Origin of the sequence: Cupriavidus sp. D384, assembly GCF_001652915.1 — a bacterium.
In the GTDB taxonomy this organism is placed as follows: domain Bacteria; phylum Pseudomonadota; class Gammaproteobacteria; order Burkholderiales; family Burkholderiaceae; genus Cupriavidus.
Window position 1 is genome coordinate 197,550 of the sequence record NZ_BBQI01000090.1, and the last position, 17,076, is coordinate 214,625.

General features: G+C 66.1%; 14 protein-coding genes and 1 tRNA gene. 7 read left to right on the top strand and 8 right to left on the bottom strand.

The genetic code is table 11. From position 1 onward, the window contains the following. Positions 1 to 26 precede the first annotated feature (26 nt). From A9J21_RS18670 to A9J21_RS18705, 8 genes are all read right to left on the bottom strand, one after another. Entirely contained in the window at positions 27 to 1,928 is a 1,902-nt protein-coding gene (locus tag A9J21_RS18670) for a potassium transporter Kup (RefSeq protein WP_066738361.1), read from the bottom strand. 375 nt (positions 1,929 to 2,303) lie between these two features. Then, complete coding sequence (locus A9J21_RS18675; RefSeq protein WP_066738364.1) at positions 2,304 to 3,020, bottom strand: ABC transporter ATP-binding protein; 717 nt, start codon at positions 3,018 to 3,020, stop codon at positions 2,304 to 2,306. Further along, positions 3,017 to 3,808: an ABC transporter ATP-binding protein gene (locus A9J21_RS18680; RefSeq protein ID WP_066738367.1), complete on the bottom strand. Its 792-nt coding sequence runs from the start codon at positions 3,806 to 3,808 to the stop codon at positions 3,017 to 3,019. Before A9J21_RS18680 ends, A9J21_RS18675 begins: the two co-directional genes overlap by 4 nt. Continuing rightward, positions 3,805 to 4,869 carry a branched-chain amino acid ABC transporter permease gene (locus A9J21_RS18685; RefSeq protein ID WP_066738369.1) on the bottom strand — a complete coding sequence of 355 codons (1,065 nt, stop codon included), beginning with the start codon at positions 4,867 to 4,869 and terminating at the stop codon, positions 3,805 to 3,807. The genes A9J21_RS18680 and A9J21_RS18685 overlap by 4 nt, the downstream gene beginning before the upstream one ends. A 13-nt stretch (positions 4,870 to 4,882) precedes the next feature. Beyond that, positions 4,883 to 5,749 carry a branched-chain amino acid ABC transporter permease gene (locus tag A9J21_RS18690; RefSeq protein ID WP_066738371.1) on the bottom strand — a complete coding sequence of 289 codons (867 nt, stop codon included), beginning with the start codon at positions 5,747 to 5,749 and terminating at the stop codon, positions 4,883 to 4,885. A 73-nt stretch (positions 5,750 to 5,822) separates the two neighbouring features. Next, on the bottom strand, positions 5,823 to 7,043 hold the full coding sequence (locus A9J21_RS18695; protein WP_066738380.1) for an ABC transporter substrate-binding protein: 1,221 nt from the start codon (positions 7,041 to 7,043) through the stop codon (positions 5,823 to 5,825). A gap of 76 nt (positions 7,044 to 7,119) precedes the next feature. After that, on the bottom strand, positions 7,120 to 7,935 hold the full coding sequence (locus A9J21_RS18700; RefSeq protein WP_066738382.1) for an alpha/beta fold hydrolase: 816 nt from the start codon (positions 7,933 to 7,935) through the stop codon (positions 7,120 to 7,122). A 70-nt stretch (positions 7,936 to 8,005) separates the two neighbouring features. After that, complete coding sequence (locus A9J21_RS18705) at positions 8,006 to 9,718, bottom strand: benzoate-CoA ligase family protein (RefSeq protein WP_082926506.1); 1,713 nt, start codon at positions 9,716 to 9,718, stop codon at positions 8,006 to 8,008. 251 nt (positions 9,719 to 9,969) lie between these two features. On the opposite strand from A9J21_RS18705, the gene A9J21_RS18710 reads away from it, so the two are divergent. From A9J21_RS18710 to A9J21_RS18740, 7 genes are all read left to right on the top strand, one after another. Further along, positions 9,970 to 10,926: a helix-turn-helix transcriptional regulator gene (locus A9J21_RS18710; RefSeq protein WP_066738386.1), complete on the top strand. Its 957-nt coding sequence runs from the start codon at positions 9,970 to 9,972 to the stop codon at positions 10,924 to 10,926. A gap of 149 nt (positions 10,927 to 11,075) precedes the next feature. Then, on the top strand, positions 11,076 to 12,755 hold the full coding sequence (gene boxC, locus A9J21_RS18715; RefSeq protein ID WP_066738389.1) for a 2,3-epoxybenzoyl-CoA dihydrolase: 1,680 nt from the start codon (positions 11,076 to 11,078) through the stop codon (positions 12,753 to 12,755). A gap of 42 nt (positions 12,756 to 12,797) precedes the next feature. Continuing rightward, on the top strand, positions 12,798 to 14,222 hold the full coding sequence (gene boxB / locus A9J21_RS18720) for a benzoyl-CoA 2,3-epoxidase subunit BoxB (protein WP_066738393.1): 1,425 nt from the start codon (positions 12,798 to 12,800) through the stop codon (positions 14,220 to 14,222). A gap of 22 nt (positions 14,223 to 14,244) precedes the next feature. Continuing rightward, positions 14,245 to 15,510, top strand: a complete 1,266-nt coding sequence (gene boxA, locus A9J21_RS18725) for a benzoyl-CoA 2,3-epoxidase subunit BoxA (protein WP_066738397.1) — start codon at positions 14,245 to 14,247, stop codon at positions 15,508 to 15,510. Positions 15,511 to 15,601: 91 nt separating this feature from the next. Then, complete coding sequence (locus A9J21_RS18730; RefSeq protein WP_066738400.1) at positions 15,602 to 15,991, top strand: antitoxin Xre/MbcA/ParS toxin-binding domain-containing protein; 390 nt, start codon at positions 15,602 to 15,604, stop codon at positions 15,989 to 15,991. Further along, a complete protein-coding gene (locus tag A9J21_RS18735; RefSeq protein ID WP_197497526.1) occupies positions 15,951 to 16,715 on the top strand; it encodes an RES family NAD+ phosphorylase in 765 nt (254 codons plus the stop codon). The genes A9J21_RS18730 and A9J21_RS18735 overlap by 41 nt, the downstream gene beginning before the upstream one ends. A 130-nt stretch (positions 16,716 to 16,845) precedes the next feature. Further along, positions 16,846 to 16,922: transfer RNA gene (locus A9J21_RS18740), tRNA-Met, on the top strand. The last annotated feature ends 154 nt before the right edge of the window (positions 16,923 to 17,076 follow it).

The window sequence follows — 17,076 nt, forward strand, 5'->3', positions numbered from 1 at the left end:
CATGGCGGTTCAGTCAGCGAACGGGGTCAGATTTCCACCTTCGTGCCCAGTTCCACCACACGGTTGGCCGGGATCGAGAAGAAGTCCGACGGCTTGGCGCCGTTCTGATGCATCCAGGCAAAGAGCCTTTCACGCCACATCGACATACCCGGCAGCTTTGACGGGATCACCGTCTCGCGTGCGATGAAGAATGACGTTTCCATCAGTTCGAAATGCATGTCGAGCTTGCGCTGCGCCAGATCAAGCACGCGCTGTACGTCCGGCGTTTCCTTGAAGCCGTACTCGGACGCCAGGATGAATACACCGCCGCCCAGGTCCTTGCAGGTCAGGCGGTGATCGTCGTCCACGTACGGAATATCGCGCGTCACGAAGCTCAGGAACACCACGCGCTCGTGCAGCACCCGGTTGTGCTTGAGGTTGTGTAGCAGCGACACCGGCACCGATTCGGTACTGCCGGTCAGGAACACGGCCGTACCTTCCACGCGATGCGGCGGATGCGCCAGCAGGCCTGCGATAAACGGCTCCAGCGGAATGCCGTCTTCAAGGCTGCGCGCCCGCAGCAGCTTGCGGCCGCTGTGCCAGGTCATCAGCAGGAAGAACGCGGTGCTGCCCATCAGCAGCGGGAACCAGCCGCCCTCGGCCACCTTGAGCAGGTTGGCCGCAAAGAACGACAGGTCGACGATCAGGAACGACGCGCCAAGCAGCGTCACCAGCACCCGGTTCCACTTCCAGAACCGGCGCATGACGATGACCGCCAGGAACGTCGTGATCAGCATCGTGGTGGTCACGGCAATGCCGTAGGCGGCGGCCAGGTTCTCTGACTTGCGGAACGACAGCACCACGGCAATCACCAGCACCAGCAGCGCCCAGTTGATCACGGGCAGGTAGATCTGGCCGATTTCCGCCGCCGACGTGTACAGGATGCGCATGCGCGGCAGGAAGCCCAGCTGGATGGCCTGGCTGGTCAGCGAGAACGCCCCCGAGATCACGGCCTGCGACGCGATCACAGTGGCGGCGGTGGCCAGCAGCACCATCGGCAGCTGCAGCATGTCCGGCACCATCAGGAAGAACGGGTTCTCGATGGCTTGCGGGTTGACCAGCAGCAGCGCGCCCTGGCCGAAGTAGTTCAGCATCAGGCAGGGCATCACCAGCGCGAACCAGCCGTAGCGGATTGGCTTGGCGCCGAAATGGCCCATGTCGATGTACAGCGCCTCGGCGCCGGTCAGCACCAGGAACACGCTGCCCAGCACGATAAACGCCAGCAGCGAGTGTTCGATCAGGAACGAGATGCCGTACCAGGGGTTGACGGCCTTGAGGATGTCCGGTGCCTGCACCAGGTTGAAGATGCCCAGCCCGCCCAGCGCCAGGAACCACACCACCATGATCGGCCCGAACAGCTTGCCCACCGCGCTGGTGCCATGGCGCTGGATAAAGAACAGCACGCACAGGATGGACAGCGTGATCGGGATCACGAAATGCGACAGCGCCGGCGCGGCAATCTCCAGGCCCTCCACGGCCGACAGCACCGAGATGGCCGGCGTGATCACGGCATCGCCATAGAACATGCAGGCCCCGAAAATGGCCGACATCATGATCAGCCGGGCCATGCGCGACCGCGGCGCGGCGGTACGCAATGCCAGCGCCATCAGCGCCAGCACCCCGCCTTCGCCGTTGTTGTCGGCGCGCATCACGAAGAGCACGTACTTGATGGAAACGACGACGATCATGGCCCAGAACAGCAGCGAAATGATGCCCAGCACCGCTTCGGGGCTGAACGGGATGCCGTGGTCCTTGCTGAAACACTCCTTCAGCGAATACAGGGGGCTGGTACCGATGTCGCCAAAGACGACGCCGATCGCGCCGATCACGAGCGCACGGGTGCTCGGGCTTTCGACGAAATAATGACTGGTGGTTGCGGACTGGGTCATGGAATTGGGTCAGGTGAACCGGCTCGCGCCTCCCGCGCCTGCCTTTGGCTGTCCCGGCGTGGTGCCAGATGGACAGTCCCTCCAAAGTGCTTTATCAGGCACGATTTCTCTCACGCTTGCGGCTCCGGTCCCCGATGGGGCGTGTGGGCCTTCTCAGTTTCTATTGCGTTGCACAAACGCGCGCATTCTAGATGAAGTGTCGTGCGGCGACCACTGTGGAAATGCCGACGTCGTCGGGCATGACGGATCAAGCATGGGAAAGAAGCCGGGCATGGTCAAGCCCCGCCAATGCCGCAACGGTCGGTTCACCCACGGTCGGGCCGTTGCGAGGGCACGACATCGAATGTCTGATACGTTACTTTTTTCAAACGGGCGTCAGACGCCAAGATAACGATCCAGCGCCGCCGGCGTGGCCGCCAGCTTGGCGGCCGGCCCGGCCATCACCACCTGGCCTTTTTCGAGCACGACCACGCGATCTGCATGCGCCAGTACGGCGCGGTAGTTGCGATCCACCACGATCGATGCAATGCCGGTGCCGCGCACGGTGGCAATCACGTTCCAGATCTCATGCACGATACGGGGCGCCAGCCCCTCGGTGGCCTCGTCAAGGATCAGACAGTCCGGGTTGGTCATCAGCGCCCGGCCAATCGACAACATCTGCTGCTCGCCGCCTGACAGTTGCTGCCCACCATGCGATAGCCGTTCCTTGAGCCGCGGAAACAGGTCCAGCACGCGGGCCTCGTCCCAGTCCTTGCGGCCGTCGCAGCCCGGCCGCGCGGCCATCACCAGGTTTTCGCGCACGCTCAGATTCGGAAAAATGCCACGTCCTTCTGGCACATAGGCGACGCCAAGCCGGGCCACCTCGTGCGGCCGGGCGCGCGACATCTCGCGGCCCGCCACGCGGATGGTGCCGGCGCGTTCCCGGACATGACCCAGCAGCGTACGCAGCAGCGTGCTCTTGCCCATGCCATTGCGCCCCAGCAGCCCGACGGTTTCCCCCGCATTGACGTGGAAGTCGATGCCGCGCAGCACATGGCTCGATCCGTACCAGGCGTTGATGCCGTTGGCGTCGATGATGGCATTGGTGCTCATGCGCCGGCCTCCTGCTTCTGCCCCGCCCCGTCCTCCTCGCCCAGGTAGGCCAGTTGCACCTCGCGGTTCGCGCGGATGCTGGCCGGATCGCCCGAGGCAATGACCGTGCCGTTGACCATCACCGTGATACGGTCGGCCACGGCGAACACAGCCTCCATATCGTGTTCGACCAGCAGGATCGCATGCCCTTCGCGCAGTCCGCGCAGCAGGTCGAGCATGCGGGCCGATTCCTCGGCGCCCATGCCGGCCAGCGGTTCGTCCAGCAGCAGCGCCACCGGCTCGGTAGCCAGGCACATCGCCACTTCAAGCTGGCGCTTCTGCCCGTGGGCCAGTTCGCTGGCAACGCGGCCCGCATGCTGCTCCAGTCCGGCGCGCTCCAGCGCTTCATCGGCCAGCGCCCGGCTGGTGCGGCAGCCCTGCGCCGACTCCCACAGCCGCCATGCGCGCTGGGCGCGCGATTGCGCCGCCAGCCGGCAGTTCTCGCGCACGGTCAGCGGCAGGAAGATATTGTTGCGCTGGTAGCTGCGCCCCACCCCGTGGCGCGCCAGTTTCGGCTGCGCCCAGCCGGTGACCTCGTGCCCCTGCAGATAGAGCTGGCCTTCCGACGGCGGCAGTTCGCCTGACAACAGGTTGATCAGCGTCGACTTGCCCGCGCCGTTGGTGCCGATCACGGCATGGATTTCATTGAGGTGCAGCGACAGGTCCACCTGGTTGACTGCGGTCAGGCCGCCAAAGCGGCGCGACAGCATGTCGGCCTGCATCACCGGTGCCGATGTGGGCTGGTTCATGCGGCCTCCCGGCTTTGCGCGTTCGGGTCGGCGGCCCCCACATGGCGGCGCGCCCGGCGCGGCGAACGTTGCCGCAGCACCGCCGGCACGCTCACCAGCCCGCGCGGCAACAGCGCCACCGCGACGATGATGAAACCGCCCATCAGCAGTTGCCAATGCCTGGTCAGGGTGCCGAACCACTCGGCCAGCAGCACGAACGAGAACGCGCCCAGCACCGCGCCGGCCAGGCTGCCCACGCCGCCCAGGATCACCATCAGCATGGCATTGCCCGACTGGTGCCACGACGCGATCTCGGGGTTCACGAAGCCGAACTGGATCGCATAGAGAAAGCCCGCCAGCCCGGCCAGCATGCCGCCGGCCACAAAGGCCCCCAACTGGTAGCGATACGTGCCAAAGCCGGCCGCGCGCATGCGTTGCTCGTTATGGCGGATGCCGACCAGCGCGTGACCAAAGCGCGAGCGCAGCAGCAACGCCAGCAGGGCCACCGTCAGCACCAGCGCCGCCAGCACGAGCCAGTAGAACTGCACCGGCTCGTTCACCGTAAGCGGCAGTTCCGAGAACAGGCCGAATTCGGGCCGGAAGTAGATATAGGTGCCATCGCTGCCACCAGCGATCTTTGTATCGTGGAACACGAAATACACCATCTGCGCAAAGGCCAGCGTGACCATGATGAAGTAGATGCCGCGCGTACGCAGCACCATCGCGCCCACCACCAGCGCCAGCAGGCCCGCGGCGCCCACCGCGCCCAGCATCAGCAGCCAGCCGTTGCCCGCGCCGCTCTCGGGCGCCAGCATGGCCGTGGCATACGCCGCCATGGCAAAGTACGCCGCGTGCCCCAGGCTGACCAGGCCCGTGTAGCCAATCAGCAGCTGCAGCGACAGCGCGAAGATCGCCATGATCATCACCTTGCTGAGCAGCTCGATGTAGTACTTGTGGCTGTCGGCGGTCAGCAGCAGCGGCACGGCGCACAGCACGGCCAGCGCGATGATCCAGCCCGTGGCCGCCAGCCACGCGGGGCGCCGTACGTCCTGGGGCCCGGTTGTCGAGATATCGGTTTGCATGTCCCTTCCCTGCTCAACCCGCGCGGAACAGCCCTTGCGGCTTCCACAGCAGGATCACGGCCATCAGCAGGTACACCAGCACGCCGGCTGCATCCTGCCAGAACACCTTGCCGAACGTATCCACAAAGCCGATCAGCAGCGACGCCACCAGCGCGCCCTTGACCGACCCGATCCCGCCAATCACGACCACCACGAAGCAGATGATCAGCACCTGGCCCCCCATGCCCGGATACACCGACGACACCGGCGAGGCAATCATCCCCGCCAGCACCGCCAGCGCCACGCCCAGCGCGAACACGAAGCGGTACAGCACGGTGACGTTGATGCCGAGCGATTGCACCATTTCGCGATTGGTGGCGCCCGCGCGGATCATCATGCCCACCCGCGTACGGCGGATCACGTAGTACATCGCCCCGGCCACCAGCAGGCACACCGCCGAGATGAACAGCCGGTAGACCGGATAGGTCATGTCGTTGCCGATCGGCAGCGCACCGTCCAGCAGCGCCGGCACGGGCACGCCGTGGACGTCATCGCCCACCAGGATGCTGCGCAGTTCCTCGAAGACCAGGATCAGCCCGTAGGTCATCAGCACCTGCTGCAGGTGGTCGCGCTGGTACAGGTAGCTGAAGAACGCCCATTCGAGCAGGTAGCCGAACAGCACGGCCAGCACGATGCCCAGCGGCAGCGCGATAAACAGGTTGCCCGTCAGGCTGGCCAGCGTGAACGCCAGGTAGGCCCCCAGCATGTAGAAACTGCCGTGGGCCAGGTTGATCACACCCATGATGCCGAAGATCAGCGTCAGCCCGCTGGCCACCAGGAACAGCAGCAGGCCGTACTGCACGCTGTTCAGGCACTGGATAAGGAAGGAAACAATGTCCATCGTGAAGCCGGCGCTGCCGTCTGGTGGGTCCTGGGGGCCTCGGAGGTTCCGCGGGTCCTGTGGATGGGCCGGATCAGAGGCGGCAGCCGCGCGCCGGGTCGGCCAGCGCCTTCACCGCCACGGTGCTGACCTTGTTCTCGCGGCCGTCCACCTTGCGCAGGTAGAAGTCCTGCACCGGGTTGTGCGCCTTCGACAACGTGAACGCACCGCGCGGGCTGTCCACCCTGGCCGTCTCCATGGCCTTGATGATGTCCGGCTTGCGGGTCATGTCGCCCTTGACCGCGTTCGCACCGGCAGCCAGCAGCTGCGCGGCGTCGTAGCCCTGCACCGCATAGACGTCCGGCTGCAGCTTGTAGGTCTTGGCGTAGTCCAGGCGGAAGGACTTGTCACGCGCGTTGCTCAGGCCGTCGGCATAGTGCAGCGTGGTCTCCAGCCCCTGGGCGGCCGCGCCCTGCGCTTCCAGCGTGCCGTCGGTCAGGAAGCCCGAGCCGTACAGCGGAATCTTGTCCTTCAGGCCGGCGGCCTGCCAGTCCTTCACGAACTTGACCGCGCCGCCGCCAGCAAAGAACACGAACACCGCGTCCGGCTTCAGCGACGCCACCTCGGTAATCAGCGCCTGGAACTCGACGTTCGGGAATGGCAGGCTCAGTTCCTTGACCACCTTGCCGCCCTTGGCCTCGAAGGCCTCCTTGAAACCCTTGACCGACTGCTCGCCGGCCGCGTATTTCCAGGTCAGCGTGACCACCTTCTTCATGCCGCGTTCGGCCAGCACGTGGCCCATGGCATAGCCCGGCTGCCAGTTCGAGAACGACGAACGGAAGATATTCGGGCCGCACAGCGGGCCGGTGGCTTCGTCCACGCCCGCATTCGGGATGATCAGCAGCGTGTTGTTTTCCTTCGCCACCTTGACGATGCCCATCTGCACGCCCGAGTGCACGGTGCCGACCACAACATCCACCTGGTCGCGCCGGATCAGCTTGGTGGCGTTTTCCGGGGCCTTGGCGGGGTCCGATTCATCGTCCACCTTGAAGTACTCCACGTCGCGCCCGCCCAGCTTGCCACCCTGCTGCTGCACATACATGCGAAAGCCGTTCTCGATGGCGGTGCCCAGCGCCGCATAGGTGCCCGTGTACGGCAGCATGAAGCCGACCTTGACCTTGCCACCGGCTGCCGGGGCGGCCGGCGCGGTCTGGGCCACGGCGGCGCTGCCGGCGGCCAGCAGCGCGCTGGCGGCCAGCGTGACGACAGACAGACGACGAGCGTGTAGCAGCCTGCGCAATGCATTGCGATGCATGGATTCTCCTCCTGGTGGTCTGAAGCCGGTGGCGCCGCGCGCACCGGACCGGTGCCGGCCCGGCTGTCGCCGCCAATTATTTTAGGATTGAAGTATTCGCCGTTATAAACGCCGCGGTCGCAGCCGTCAATGCGCCCGCCTGGTCGCGGTGCGGCGAATGCCCACAGCGCGCGAGTTTAAGCAGTACGGTTTGCGGGGCATATCGCTGGATACCCTCGATCTGGGCCATGGTGCCGTACTCGTCGTCCTCGCCCTGCACGGCCAGTACCGGGCAGCGGACGCCGTCCAGCAGCGGGCGCAGGTCAAAGTGGCGAAAGTCCGGGTTGAGCCAGATATCGTTCCAGCCCCAGAACGCCGAATCCACATCGCCGTGGTGGCGCGCCAGCCGCGCGCGCAGGTCGGTGTTCAGGTAGGTCTCGCGCGTGGTGGCAATGCTGCGCACCGAGAGGTCTTCGACGAAGATATGCGGCGCCAGCACCGTCAGGCCATCCGCCGCATCGGGAAAGCTCGCCGCGTAGATCAGCGCGATCGATCCGCCATCGCTGTGGCCCATCAGCCAGGGCCTGCCGTGCTGGCGGCCGGGGCCGACGCCAAGCGTCTCGAACAACACCGGCAGCGCCTCGCGGGCCTGGCGATGCATGAAATCGACTCCCCATTGCTCGTCATGCGGCCGTGGCGTGGAGCGCCCGTAGCCGTAGCGCGAAAAAAACAGGCCCCGGAAGTCGCCGGCCTCGCAGAACTGGCGCGGAAAATCGCGCCACATGCTGACCGAGCCCAGGCCTTCGTGCAGGAACACCACCAGCGGGCGCCGTTCGCGCCCGGGTCTCAGCCATTGATACTCGATGTCGATCTGCCGCCCATCGAAGGGAATCCGAACCAGTTCGCTGCCCATCTCACCACCCCTGTCACCACGCATACCACGCATATCACGGCCCTGCCCGACGGTATGCCGTCACCATCCCTCACGACAACCGCGCCGCTTCCTCGCGCTGGCGCAGCCGGAAACGCTGGATCTTGCCGGTCGCCGTCTTCGGCAGCTCCTCCACACACTCGATCTGCCGCGGATACTTGTACGGCGCCAGTTTCGACTTGACGAAGGCCTGCAGTTCGGCGGCCATGCCGTCGTGCCATTGCTGGCCCGGGCGCAGCACCACGAAGGCCTTGGGCTTGATCAGGTCGTCGGCATCGGCCACGCCGATCACCGCGGCCTCCAGCACGGCCGGATGCTGGGCCAGCGCGGCCTCCACTTCGAATGGCGACACGTAGATGCCGCCGACCTTGAGCATGTCGTCGCTGCGGCCCGCATAGGTGTAGTAGCCGTCGGTGTCGCAGACGTACTTGTCGCCACTGCGGGTCCACGCGCCCACGAACGTATCGCGGCTCTTGTCGCGGTTGCTCCAGTACATCAGCGCGGCCGATGGCCCCTTGATATAGAGGTCGCCGATCTCGCCGGCCGCGCACGGCTCGCCCTGCTCGTCGAGCAGCTTCAGTTCATAGCCCGGCACCGGGCGGCCGGTGGTGCCGTACCGCACTTCGCCGGGGCGGTTCGACAGGAAGATGTGCAGCATCTCGGTGGAACCGATGCCATCCAGGATGTCGCAGCCGAAATGCGCCAGGAAGCGGTCACCGATATCGCGCGGCAGCGCTTCGCCGGCCGACGTGCAGACCCGCATCGCCACACTGGCGCGCGGCGGCAGGTCGGCGGCGGCCAGCATGCCGGCGAACAGCGTCGGCACGCCGCAGAAGACGGTCGGGCGATGTGAAACCAGGCGCTGGAATACCGCCTGGGGCGTCGGCCGCTCGGCCATCAGCACGGTGGTGGCGCCCACCGACAGCGGAAACGTCAGCGCATTGCCCAGCCCGTAGGCAAAGAACAGCTTGGCCGCCGAGAACACCACGTCGTCTTCGCGGATGCCCAGCACGCGGCGCGCGTACAGATCGGCCGTATGGAACAGGTTGCCGTGGGTATGGACGGTGCCCTTGGGACGGCCCGTCGAGCCCGACGAATACAGCCAGAACGCCATGTCGTCGGGGCCCGTGGCCGCGGCGTCCGGCGCGGGTTCGGCATCGGCCACCATGCTGGCGACGGTCGGGCCCGGCCAGCCGGCATCTGGCGCCGGCCCGGGCGCGGCCACGATCACGTCTGGCACAAGCCCGGACTTGTCGATAGCCGCCTGCATCGTGCCCAGCAGCGGCGCCGACACCACCACGGCCCGCGCGCCGCTGTGCGCCAGCATGTATGCGTAGTCTTCAACCGTCAGCAAGGTGTTGACGGCAACCGGCACCCCACCGGCCAGCAGGCAACCCAGGAACACCGTGGGGAAATCGATCGTATCGAGCGCGCACAGCAAGATGCGCTCCTCGCGCCGGAACCCGGCCCGGCGCAAAGCGCCGGCAAAGCGGCGGCAGCGGCCGTCCAGTTCGGCAAAGGTCAGCGTGGTGGAGTCGTCGATATAGGCAGGCTTGCCGCCCCGCCCGGCCTGCAGGTGACGCGCCAGCAGGTCCTCGGCGGCGTTGTAGCGGGCGGGAAGCACGGCCACGCCAGCAACAGACGGGGCAATCGCCGGGCCCGGCGTGTCGGCGGGCGGCACGGAAGACGATGCCATGGATACAGCCGGGGACACCGCCTGCCCTGCCGTACCGGCAGCCGCGGTGCTTGTGATCGGGGGCGTCATGTCTCCACTCCTCTGGCCACCCGGATCGTCGCCAGCCGCAATGCGCGATCCGGTATGGCTTCCAGCAGTTTGTCTTCTTGTACCGGCAGCCATGCCCAGCGCTGCCGCGATGTCGATGCATTTTATTTCATATCGACTATTATGCAAGCAAGGGTATGCACTATATAACTACGCACCATATGCACTGCCACGCATGCCGTGTACGTATAATGCGACGCCCCATCCGACTGACCCAATTTTTCGATACCCGCATGCGTCGCGACCCCGACCCGCTCCTGACCGCCGACAGCCGTGCCGACCAGCGCGCGGAGCCCCGCGCCGCAGGCGAGCGCGACCCCTACCTGACGCAGCTTGGCGAGCGCATTCGTTCGCTGCGCGCAGCACGCGGCATGTCGCGCAAGGATCTGGCACGCGGCGCCGATGTATCCGAGCGCTACCTCGCCAACCTGGAAACCGGCACCGGCAATGCATCGGTCCTGCTGCTGCGCCAGGTGGCTGGCGCGCTGGACGTGCCGCTGCCAGTGGTGCTGGCCGAGGTGGATGGCCACGCCGCCGGTCACGGCGGCTCCCGGGCCGCAGAATTCTCGCAACTGGTGCAGTGGCTGGCACAGCTGCCCGCCACGGATCTGGCGCGCGTGCGCGAGGCGGCGCAGCACGCGCTGTCACCCGCCGAATCGCGCGACGCGCGGCATCGCCGCATCGCACTGATCGGCCTGCGCGGCGCCGGCAAATCCACGCTGGGCCGGTCGCTGGCAGCTGCCGAGGGCATGCCGTTCGTCGAACTGAATGCCGCGATCGAACAGGAAGCTGGCGCGAGCCTGTCGGAAATCCATTCGCTTTATGGTCAGGCTGCCTATCGGCGCTACGAAATGCGCGCCCTTGAACGCGTGCTGCGCGAGCACGACACGATGGTGCTGGCCACGCCGGGCAGCCTGGTGTCGGAGCCCGCCACATTCAACCTGCTGCTGTCGCGCTGCCTGACCGTCTGGGTCCGGACCTCACCCGAGGAACACATGGCCCGCGTGGTCGCCCAGGGCGACATGCGGCCGATGGAGGGCAACCGCGAGGCCATGACCGACCTGCGCCGCATCCTTCAGGCACGCACCCCGCTCTATTCGCGCGCGGACGTGTCGGTCGACACCAGCGGTCAGGACGCCGCATCGTCGCTTCAGGCGCTCCAGACGCAACTGCGCCAGATTCCGCACTAGGCGCATAAGCGGCCCGCCGCCACCCCTGCCCCTTCCGCCCCGCCCTCCCGCTGCACACCAGACCCCGCCGGGGCTTGCATCGCCCGTCATGATGCACTATATTTCATCGCAAACGATACAGCACTATAGTGCATCAAGGAGACGCCCCCATGTCGACGGATACCGCCACGCCCGCCGCTGCCGCCCCGGTGACGTTCGAGCGCCACCCCGACCAGTACCGCCACTGGAAGCTTACGTTCGACGGCCCGGTCGCCACGCTGGCGATGGATGTCGACGAGGAAGGCGGCCTGCGCCCCGGCTACACGCTGAAGCTCAATTCCTACGACCTGGGCGTCGACATCGAACTGCACGACGCACTGCAGCGCATCCGCTTCGAGCACCCCGAAGTCCGCACCGTGATCCTTACCAGCGCCAAGGACCGCATCTTCTGCTCCGGCGCCAATATCTTCATGCTGGGCAAGTCCAGCCATGCCTGGAAGGTGAACTTCTGCAAGTTCACCAATGAAACGCGCAATGGCATCGAGGACGCCAGCCGCCATTCCGGCATCAAGTTCATTGCGGCCTGCAACGGCACCACTGCCGGCGGCGGCTACGAACTGGCCCTGGCCTGCGACGAGATCGTGCTGATCGATGACCGCTCGTCGGCGGTCAGCCTGCCCGAGGTACCGCTGCTGGGCGTGCTGCCGGGCACCGGCGGCCTGACGCGCGTCACTGACAAGCGCCACGTGCGCCGCGACCACGCCGACATCTTCTGCCTGACCACCGAAGGCGTGCGCGGCCAGCGGGCCAGGGACTGGCGCCTGGTGGACGATGTGGTCAAACCCGCCCGCTTTACCGAACACCTGCGCGAACGCGCCCAGGCGCTGGCCGCGCAAAGCGACCGCCCGGCCGGCGAGGCCGGCGTGGTGCTGACGCCGCTGGCACGCCAGGCCAGCGACAGCGGCTATGTCTATGACACGGTACGCGTCGATATCGACCGCCACGCGCGCCACGCCACGATCACCGTTGCCGCCCCCACCGGCGCGCAGCCGAAGGATGTGGCCGGCATCGTCGCCGCCGGCGCTCAGTGGTGGCCCCTGAAAATGGCCCGCGAACTCGACGACGCCATCCTGACCCTGCGTGCCAACCACCTGGACATCGGCATGTGGATCCTGAAGACCCGGGGCGACGCCGCCCAGGTGCTGGCCGCCGACGCGCTGATGGATGCTCACGCCGGCCACTGGTTCGTCCGCGAGACCATCGGTATGTTGCGCCGCACGCTGGCCCGGCTCGATGTGTCGTCGCGCAGCCTGTTCGCACTGGTGGAACCGGGCTCGTGCTTTGCCGGGACACTGCTGGAGCTGGCGCTGGCCGCCGATCGCACCTACATGCTGCACATGCCCGATGCGCCCGGCGAAACCCCGCACCTGCATGCCGACGCCGCCAATTTTGGCCGTTATCCGATGCCGAACGGCCTGACCCGCATTGCCGCACGGTTCTACGAAGAAGCCGATGCGCTCGCCGCCGTGCGCGAGCAGGCGGGCAAGCCGCTCGATGGTCCGGCCGCCGAGGCACTGGGGCTGGTCACCGCCGCGCTGGACGACATCGACTGGGAAGACGAGATCCGCATCGCCATCGAGGAACGCGCCAGCCTGTCGCCCGACGCGCTGACCGGCCTGGAGGCCAATCTGCGCTTTGGCGGCCACGAAACCATGGAAACGCGCATCTTCGGCCGGCTGACAGCCTGGCAGAACTGGATCTTCAACCGCCCCAATGCCGTGGGCGAACACGGAGCGCTCAAGGTCTTCGGCACCGGCAACAAGGCACGCTTCGACTGGGACCGGGTCTGACCGCCGCCCGGCACCCCTGACAACGATAAAAGGAGACCCGCGATGAGCATCGACTACAGCCAGAAGATTCCCAACAACGTCAACTTGTCCGAAGACCGCACGCTGCAGCGTGCCCTGGAGCACTGGCAACCGGCGTTCCTGGACTGGTGGCGCGACATGGGGCCGGACGGCTCGCACAATTTCGATGTCTACCTGCGCACGGCGGTGTCGGTGGACCCGTCGGGCTGGGCGCATTTCGATCACGTGAAAATGCCGGACTACCGCTGGGGCATCTTCCTGCAGCCCGCCGATGCCGAGCGCAAGATCCACTTTGGCGAGCACAAGGGCGAGGCGGCGTGGCAGGAAGTGCCGGGCGAGCACCGCGCCAACCTGCGCCGCATCATCGTCACCCAGGGCGACACCGAACCGGCATCGGTGGAGCAGCAGCGCCACCTGGGCCTGACCGCGCCATCGCTCTACGACCTGCGCAACCTGTTCCAGGTCAATGTGGAGGAAGGCCGGCATCTGTGGGCCATGGTGTACCTGCTGCACCGGCACTTCGGCCGCGACGGCCGCGAAGAAGCCGAGGCGCTGCTGGGCCGCCGATCCGGGGATGAAGACAACCCCCGCATCCTGGGCGCCTTCAACGAGCGCACGCCCGACTGGCTGTCGTTCTTCATGTTCACGTACTTCACCGACCGCGACGGCAAGTTCCAGCTCTGCGCACTGGCCGAATCGGGCTTCGATCCGCTGGCCCGCACCACGCGCTTCATGCTGACCGAGGAAGCCCATCACATGTTCGTGGGCGAATCGGGCGTGTCGCGCGTAATCCAGCGCACCTGCGAGGTCATGCGCGAGCGCGACATCCAGGACCCGGCCGACGTGCGCGCCGCCGGCGTGATCGACCTGGAGACCATCCAGCGCTACCTGAACTTCCACTACAGCGTGACGATCGATTTGTTTGGCGCCGATCAGTCGTCGAATGCGGCCACGTTCTACAGCGCCGGCCTGAAGGGCCGCTTCGAGGAAGGCAAGCGCGCCGACGATCACCTGCTCAAGGGCGACGTGTACCGCATCCTGGAAGTGCGCGACGGCAAGCTGGGCGAGCGCGAGGTGCCGATGCTCAACGCGCTGAACGAGGTGCTGCGCGACGACTACATCAAGGATTCCGTGGGTGGGGTGGCACGCTGGAACAAGGTCATCGAGAAGGCCGGCATTCCGTTCCGGCTGACGGTGCCGCACAAGGCCTTCAACCGCAAGATCGGCACGTTCGCCAACCTGCACGTGTCGCCCACCGGCGACGTGATCGGCGAAGCCGAATGGAATGCCAACAAGGACAAATGGCTGGCCACCGACGCAGACCGTAAATATGTGGCGTCGCTGATGGGCCGGGTGGTGGAGCCGGGCAAGTTCGCCAACTGGATCGCGCCGCCCGCCATCGGCATCAACCGCCAGCCGGTGGACTTCGAGTACGTCCGCTTCAACTGAATTTTCGGAGGAACCGACGATCATGGGCGCCGCCGACATCATCAAGCAACACCTGATCGATCCGGAAATCTGCATTCGCTGCAACACCTGCGAAGACACCTGCCCGATCGATGCCATTACCCACGACGACCGCAACTACGTGGTCAAGGCGGACGTCTGCAACGGCTGCGGCGCGTGCCTGTCGCCCTGTCCCACGGGCGCCATCGACAACTGGCGCACGATGTTCAAGGGCCACGCCTACACCATCGAGGCCCAGCTGGGCTGGGACGAGTTGCCTGCCGAGGTGCCGTTGACCGAAGCAGTCATCGACGCCGCCATCGATGCCGCAGCCGCGGCCGAGCAGGCGATTGGCGACGCGGCGATATCGAGCAAGCCCGTGACGGTGACGGTGCAGGAGGTTGAGACCAGCCGCCATACCTCGCCCAAGGCACCGTGGTCGGCCGCCCATCCGTACGTGAACCTGCATGGCATCCGCGAACCGCTGACCGCCACGGTGGCCGGCAACTACCGGCTGACCGAGACCGATGCGTCAAGCGATATCCACCATATCGTGCTGGACTTCGGCAACCAGTTCTTTCCGGTGCTGGAAGGCCAGGCCATCGGCATCGTGCCGCCCGGCACCGATGCGTCGGGCAAGCCGCACTACATCCGCATGTATTCGGTAGCCAGCCCGCGCGATGGCGAGCGCCCCGGCTACAACAACCTGGCGTTGACCGTGAAGCGCGTGGATACCGACCACGACGGCAACCCGGCGCGCGGCGTGGCATCGAACTTCCTGTGCGACCTGAACAAGGGCGACGCGGTGCAGGTGGTGGGCCCGTTCGGCAATACGTTCCTGATGCCGAACCACCGCGAAGCCAGCGTGATGATGATCTGCACCGGCACGGGGTCCGCGCCAATGCGCGCCATGACCGAGCGGATGCGCCGCAACATGGCCCACTTCGGCGGCCGCCGCCTGCTGTTCTTCGGCGCCCGCAACCGGCGCGAACTGCCCTACTTCGGCCCGCTGCTCAAGCTGCCCAAGGATTTCCTGGACATCCATTTCGCGTTCTCGCGCGATCCCGAGGTGCCGCGGCGCTATGTGCAGGATGCGATACGCGAAACGTCCGCCAACGTTGCCGCATTGCTGGGCGACCCGCATGGCTACATCTACATCTGCGGGCTCAAGGGCATGGAGGAAGGTGTGCTGGAGGCGTTTTCGGAGGTCTGTGCCAGTGCCGGATTGTCGTGGTCTGACATCGAGTCGCGACTACGCGCGGAGGGCCGCCTCCACATCGAAACGTACTAATTGGCGAGTATCCGGAACTGTCTCGATTTGCAACTTCCCAACTGAAACCTGCCGCCTATAATGTTTCTCAAGAAACAGGAGACAACAGGCGATGCAATCGAGGCAGATTCCGGAGACTGCGCCCGCCGGCAACCCTGATCCCGGCGTGACGCTGACCAAGGCAGTGATGCGCGCGGCCGGCTTCCTGGGCATCAGCCAGGCCATCGTAGCCAGCGTGCTGGGCATCAGCACCGCGTCGGTATCCCGCATGGCATCGGGCGGCTATGTGCTGGACACGCATCGAAAGGAATGGGAATTCGCTGTCCTGTTCGTCCGCCTGTTCCGGTCGCTGGATGCCATCCTGGGCCATGACGAGCAGGCGCGACTCTGGCTGACCCACGACAATATCTCGCTTGGCGGCAAGCCACTGGAACTGATCCGTACCACCGAGGGCCTCGTTCGTGTCGTTCACTACCTGGACGCCACCCGCGGTCGCATCTGAGCGCAAGCCGTTCGCGCTCACACTCTGGCGGGCCGTGGAGGCCCAGCACGTTGTCTCGACCATGCCCCTGGTCGACTCGCTCGAAGAGCAGGCTGTCCTGGAGGCCGTGATCGACGCCGGCAAACCCGTCGTGCCCCCCGACGCCCGCCCGCTGCACTACCTGATGTTCACGCCATTCCGCTATCCCGCCACAGAATGGGGTTCGCGCTTTCGCGGCGGCCAGGACCCCGGGGTGTTCTACGGCGCGGATTCGATCCGGACCGCCTGCGCCGAACTTGGCTACTGGCGCTGGCGCTTTCTGATGGACTGCCCGTCCCTGCCCCGCATCGACGCCCGCGCGCAGACGCTGTTCCAGGTGGGTGTCCGCACCGAAGGCGTGGCACTGGACGCGCCTCCGTTCGTGGAGGACGCCGCGCAGTGGACCGCCCCCGACGACTACGGCGCCTGCCAGGCATTCGCACGCATTGCGCGGGAAGCCGGGGTTGGCCTGATCCGCTACACATCTGTGCGCGACCCCGAGCCGGGCATCTGCGTGGCCGTGCTGACGCCGCGCGCGTTCGAACCGCCCCAACCGCTGGCAACGACAACCTGGATGCTCACCGTGCGCCATGACCGCGTGATCTGGCAACGCGACGACTTGCGGCAGCGCGACAGCTTCGAGTTCGAAAGTGCCGGATGGCAGCCGCTGCCGCGCCGCACAAGCGAAATCCCGGCGTCGGCCTGAACGACCTGCCACGAAAGCGCTCCAACTGTTCAGGCACGGCGCGCAGGCGCGTCATTGCAGGCCATCACAGAAGTTTTAAGTTTCTGTTGCAATGCGCCAACGGGTCGCCTATAATCACAGCTTCGACGGACGCGGGGTGGAGCAGTCTGGCAGCTCGTCGGGCTCATAACCCGAAGGTCGCAGGTTCAAATCCTGCCCCCGCAACCAACCGATCGACGTGGATCGGAACCGTCAGGCAGTCACACAGCAAACCCGCCCAATCGGCGGGTTTTTTGTTTTGCGCTGTATTGCGTTCAGACTACTGCGGCGTTCAGACTACTGCGCGCCAGGCCACGTGCATGCCGCAAGTCCGGCGCCGCAC

Bases quoted from the DNA above. Each gene is read 5' to 3' on its own strand.
- A9J21_RS18670 (WP_066738361.1), bottom strand. From the start codon at position 1,928: ATGACCCAGTCCGCAACCACCAGTCATTATTTCGTCGAAAGCCCGAGC.
- A9J21_RS18675 (WP_066738364.1), bottom strand. From the start codon at position 3,020: ATGAGCACCAATGCCATCATCGACGCCAACGGCATCAACGCCTGGTAC.
- A9J21_RS18680 (WP_066738367.1), bottom strand. From the start codon at position 3,808: ATGAACCAGCCCACATCGGCACCGGTGATGCAGGCCGACATGCTGTCG.
- A9J21_RS18685 (WP_066738369.1), bottom strand. From the start codon at position 4,869: ATGCAAACCGATATCTCGACAACCGGGCCCCAGGACGTACGGCGCCCC.
- A9J21_RS18690 (WP_066738371.1), bottom strand. From the start codon at position 5,749: ATGGACATTGTTTCCTTCCTTATCCAGTGCCTGAACAGCGTGCAGTAC.
- A9J21_RS18695 (WP_066738380.1), bottom strand. From the start codon at position 7,043: ATGCATCGCAATGCATTGCGCAGGCTGCTACACGCTCGTCGTCTGTCT.
- A9J21_RS18700 (WP_066738382.1), bottom strand. From the start codon at position 7,935: ATGGGCAGCGAACTGGTTCGGATTCCCTTCGATGGGCGGCAGATCGAC.
- A9J21_RS18705 (WP_082926506.1), bottom strand. From the start codon at position 9,718: ATGACGCCCCCGATCACAAGCACCGCGGCTGCCGGTACGGCAGGGCAG.
- A9J21_RS18710 (WP_066738386.1), top strand. From the start codon at position 9,970: ATGCGTCGCGACCCCGACCCGCTCCTGACCGCCGACAGCCGTGCCGAC.
- boxC (WP_066738389.1), top strand. From the start codon at position 11,076: ATGTCGACGGATACCGCCACGCCCGCCGCTGCCGCCCCGGTGACGTTC.
- boxB (WP_066738393.1), top strand. From the start codon at position 12,798: ATGAGCATCGACTACAGCCAGAAGATTCCCAACAACGTCAACTTGTCC.
- boxA (WP_066738397.1), top strand. From the start codon at position 14,245: ATGGGCGCCGCCGACATCATCAAGCAACACCTGATCGATCCGGAAATC.
- A9J21_RS18730 (WP_066738400.1), top strand. From the start codon at position 15,602: ATGCAATCGAGGCAGATTCCGGAGACTGCGCCCGCCGGCAACCCTGAT.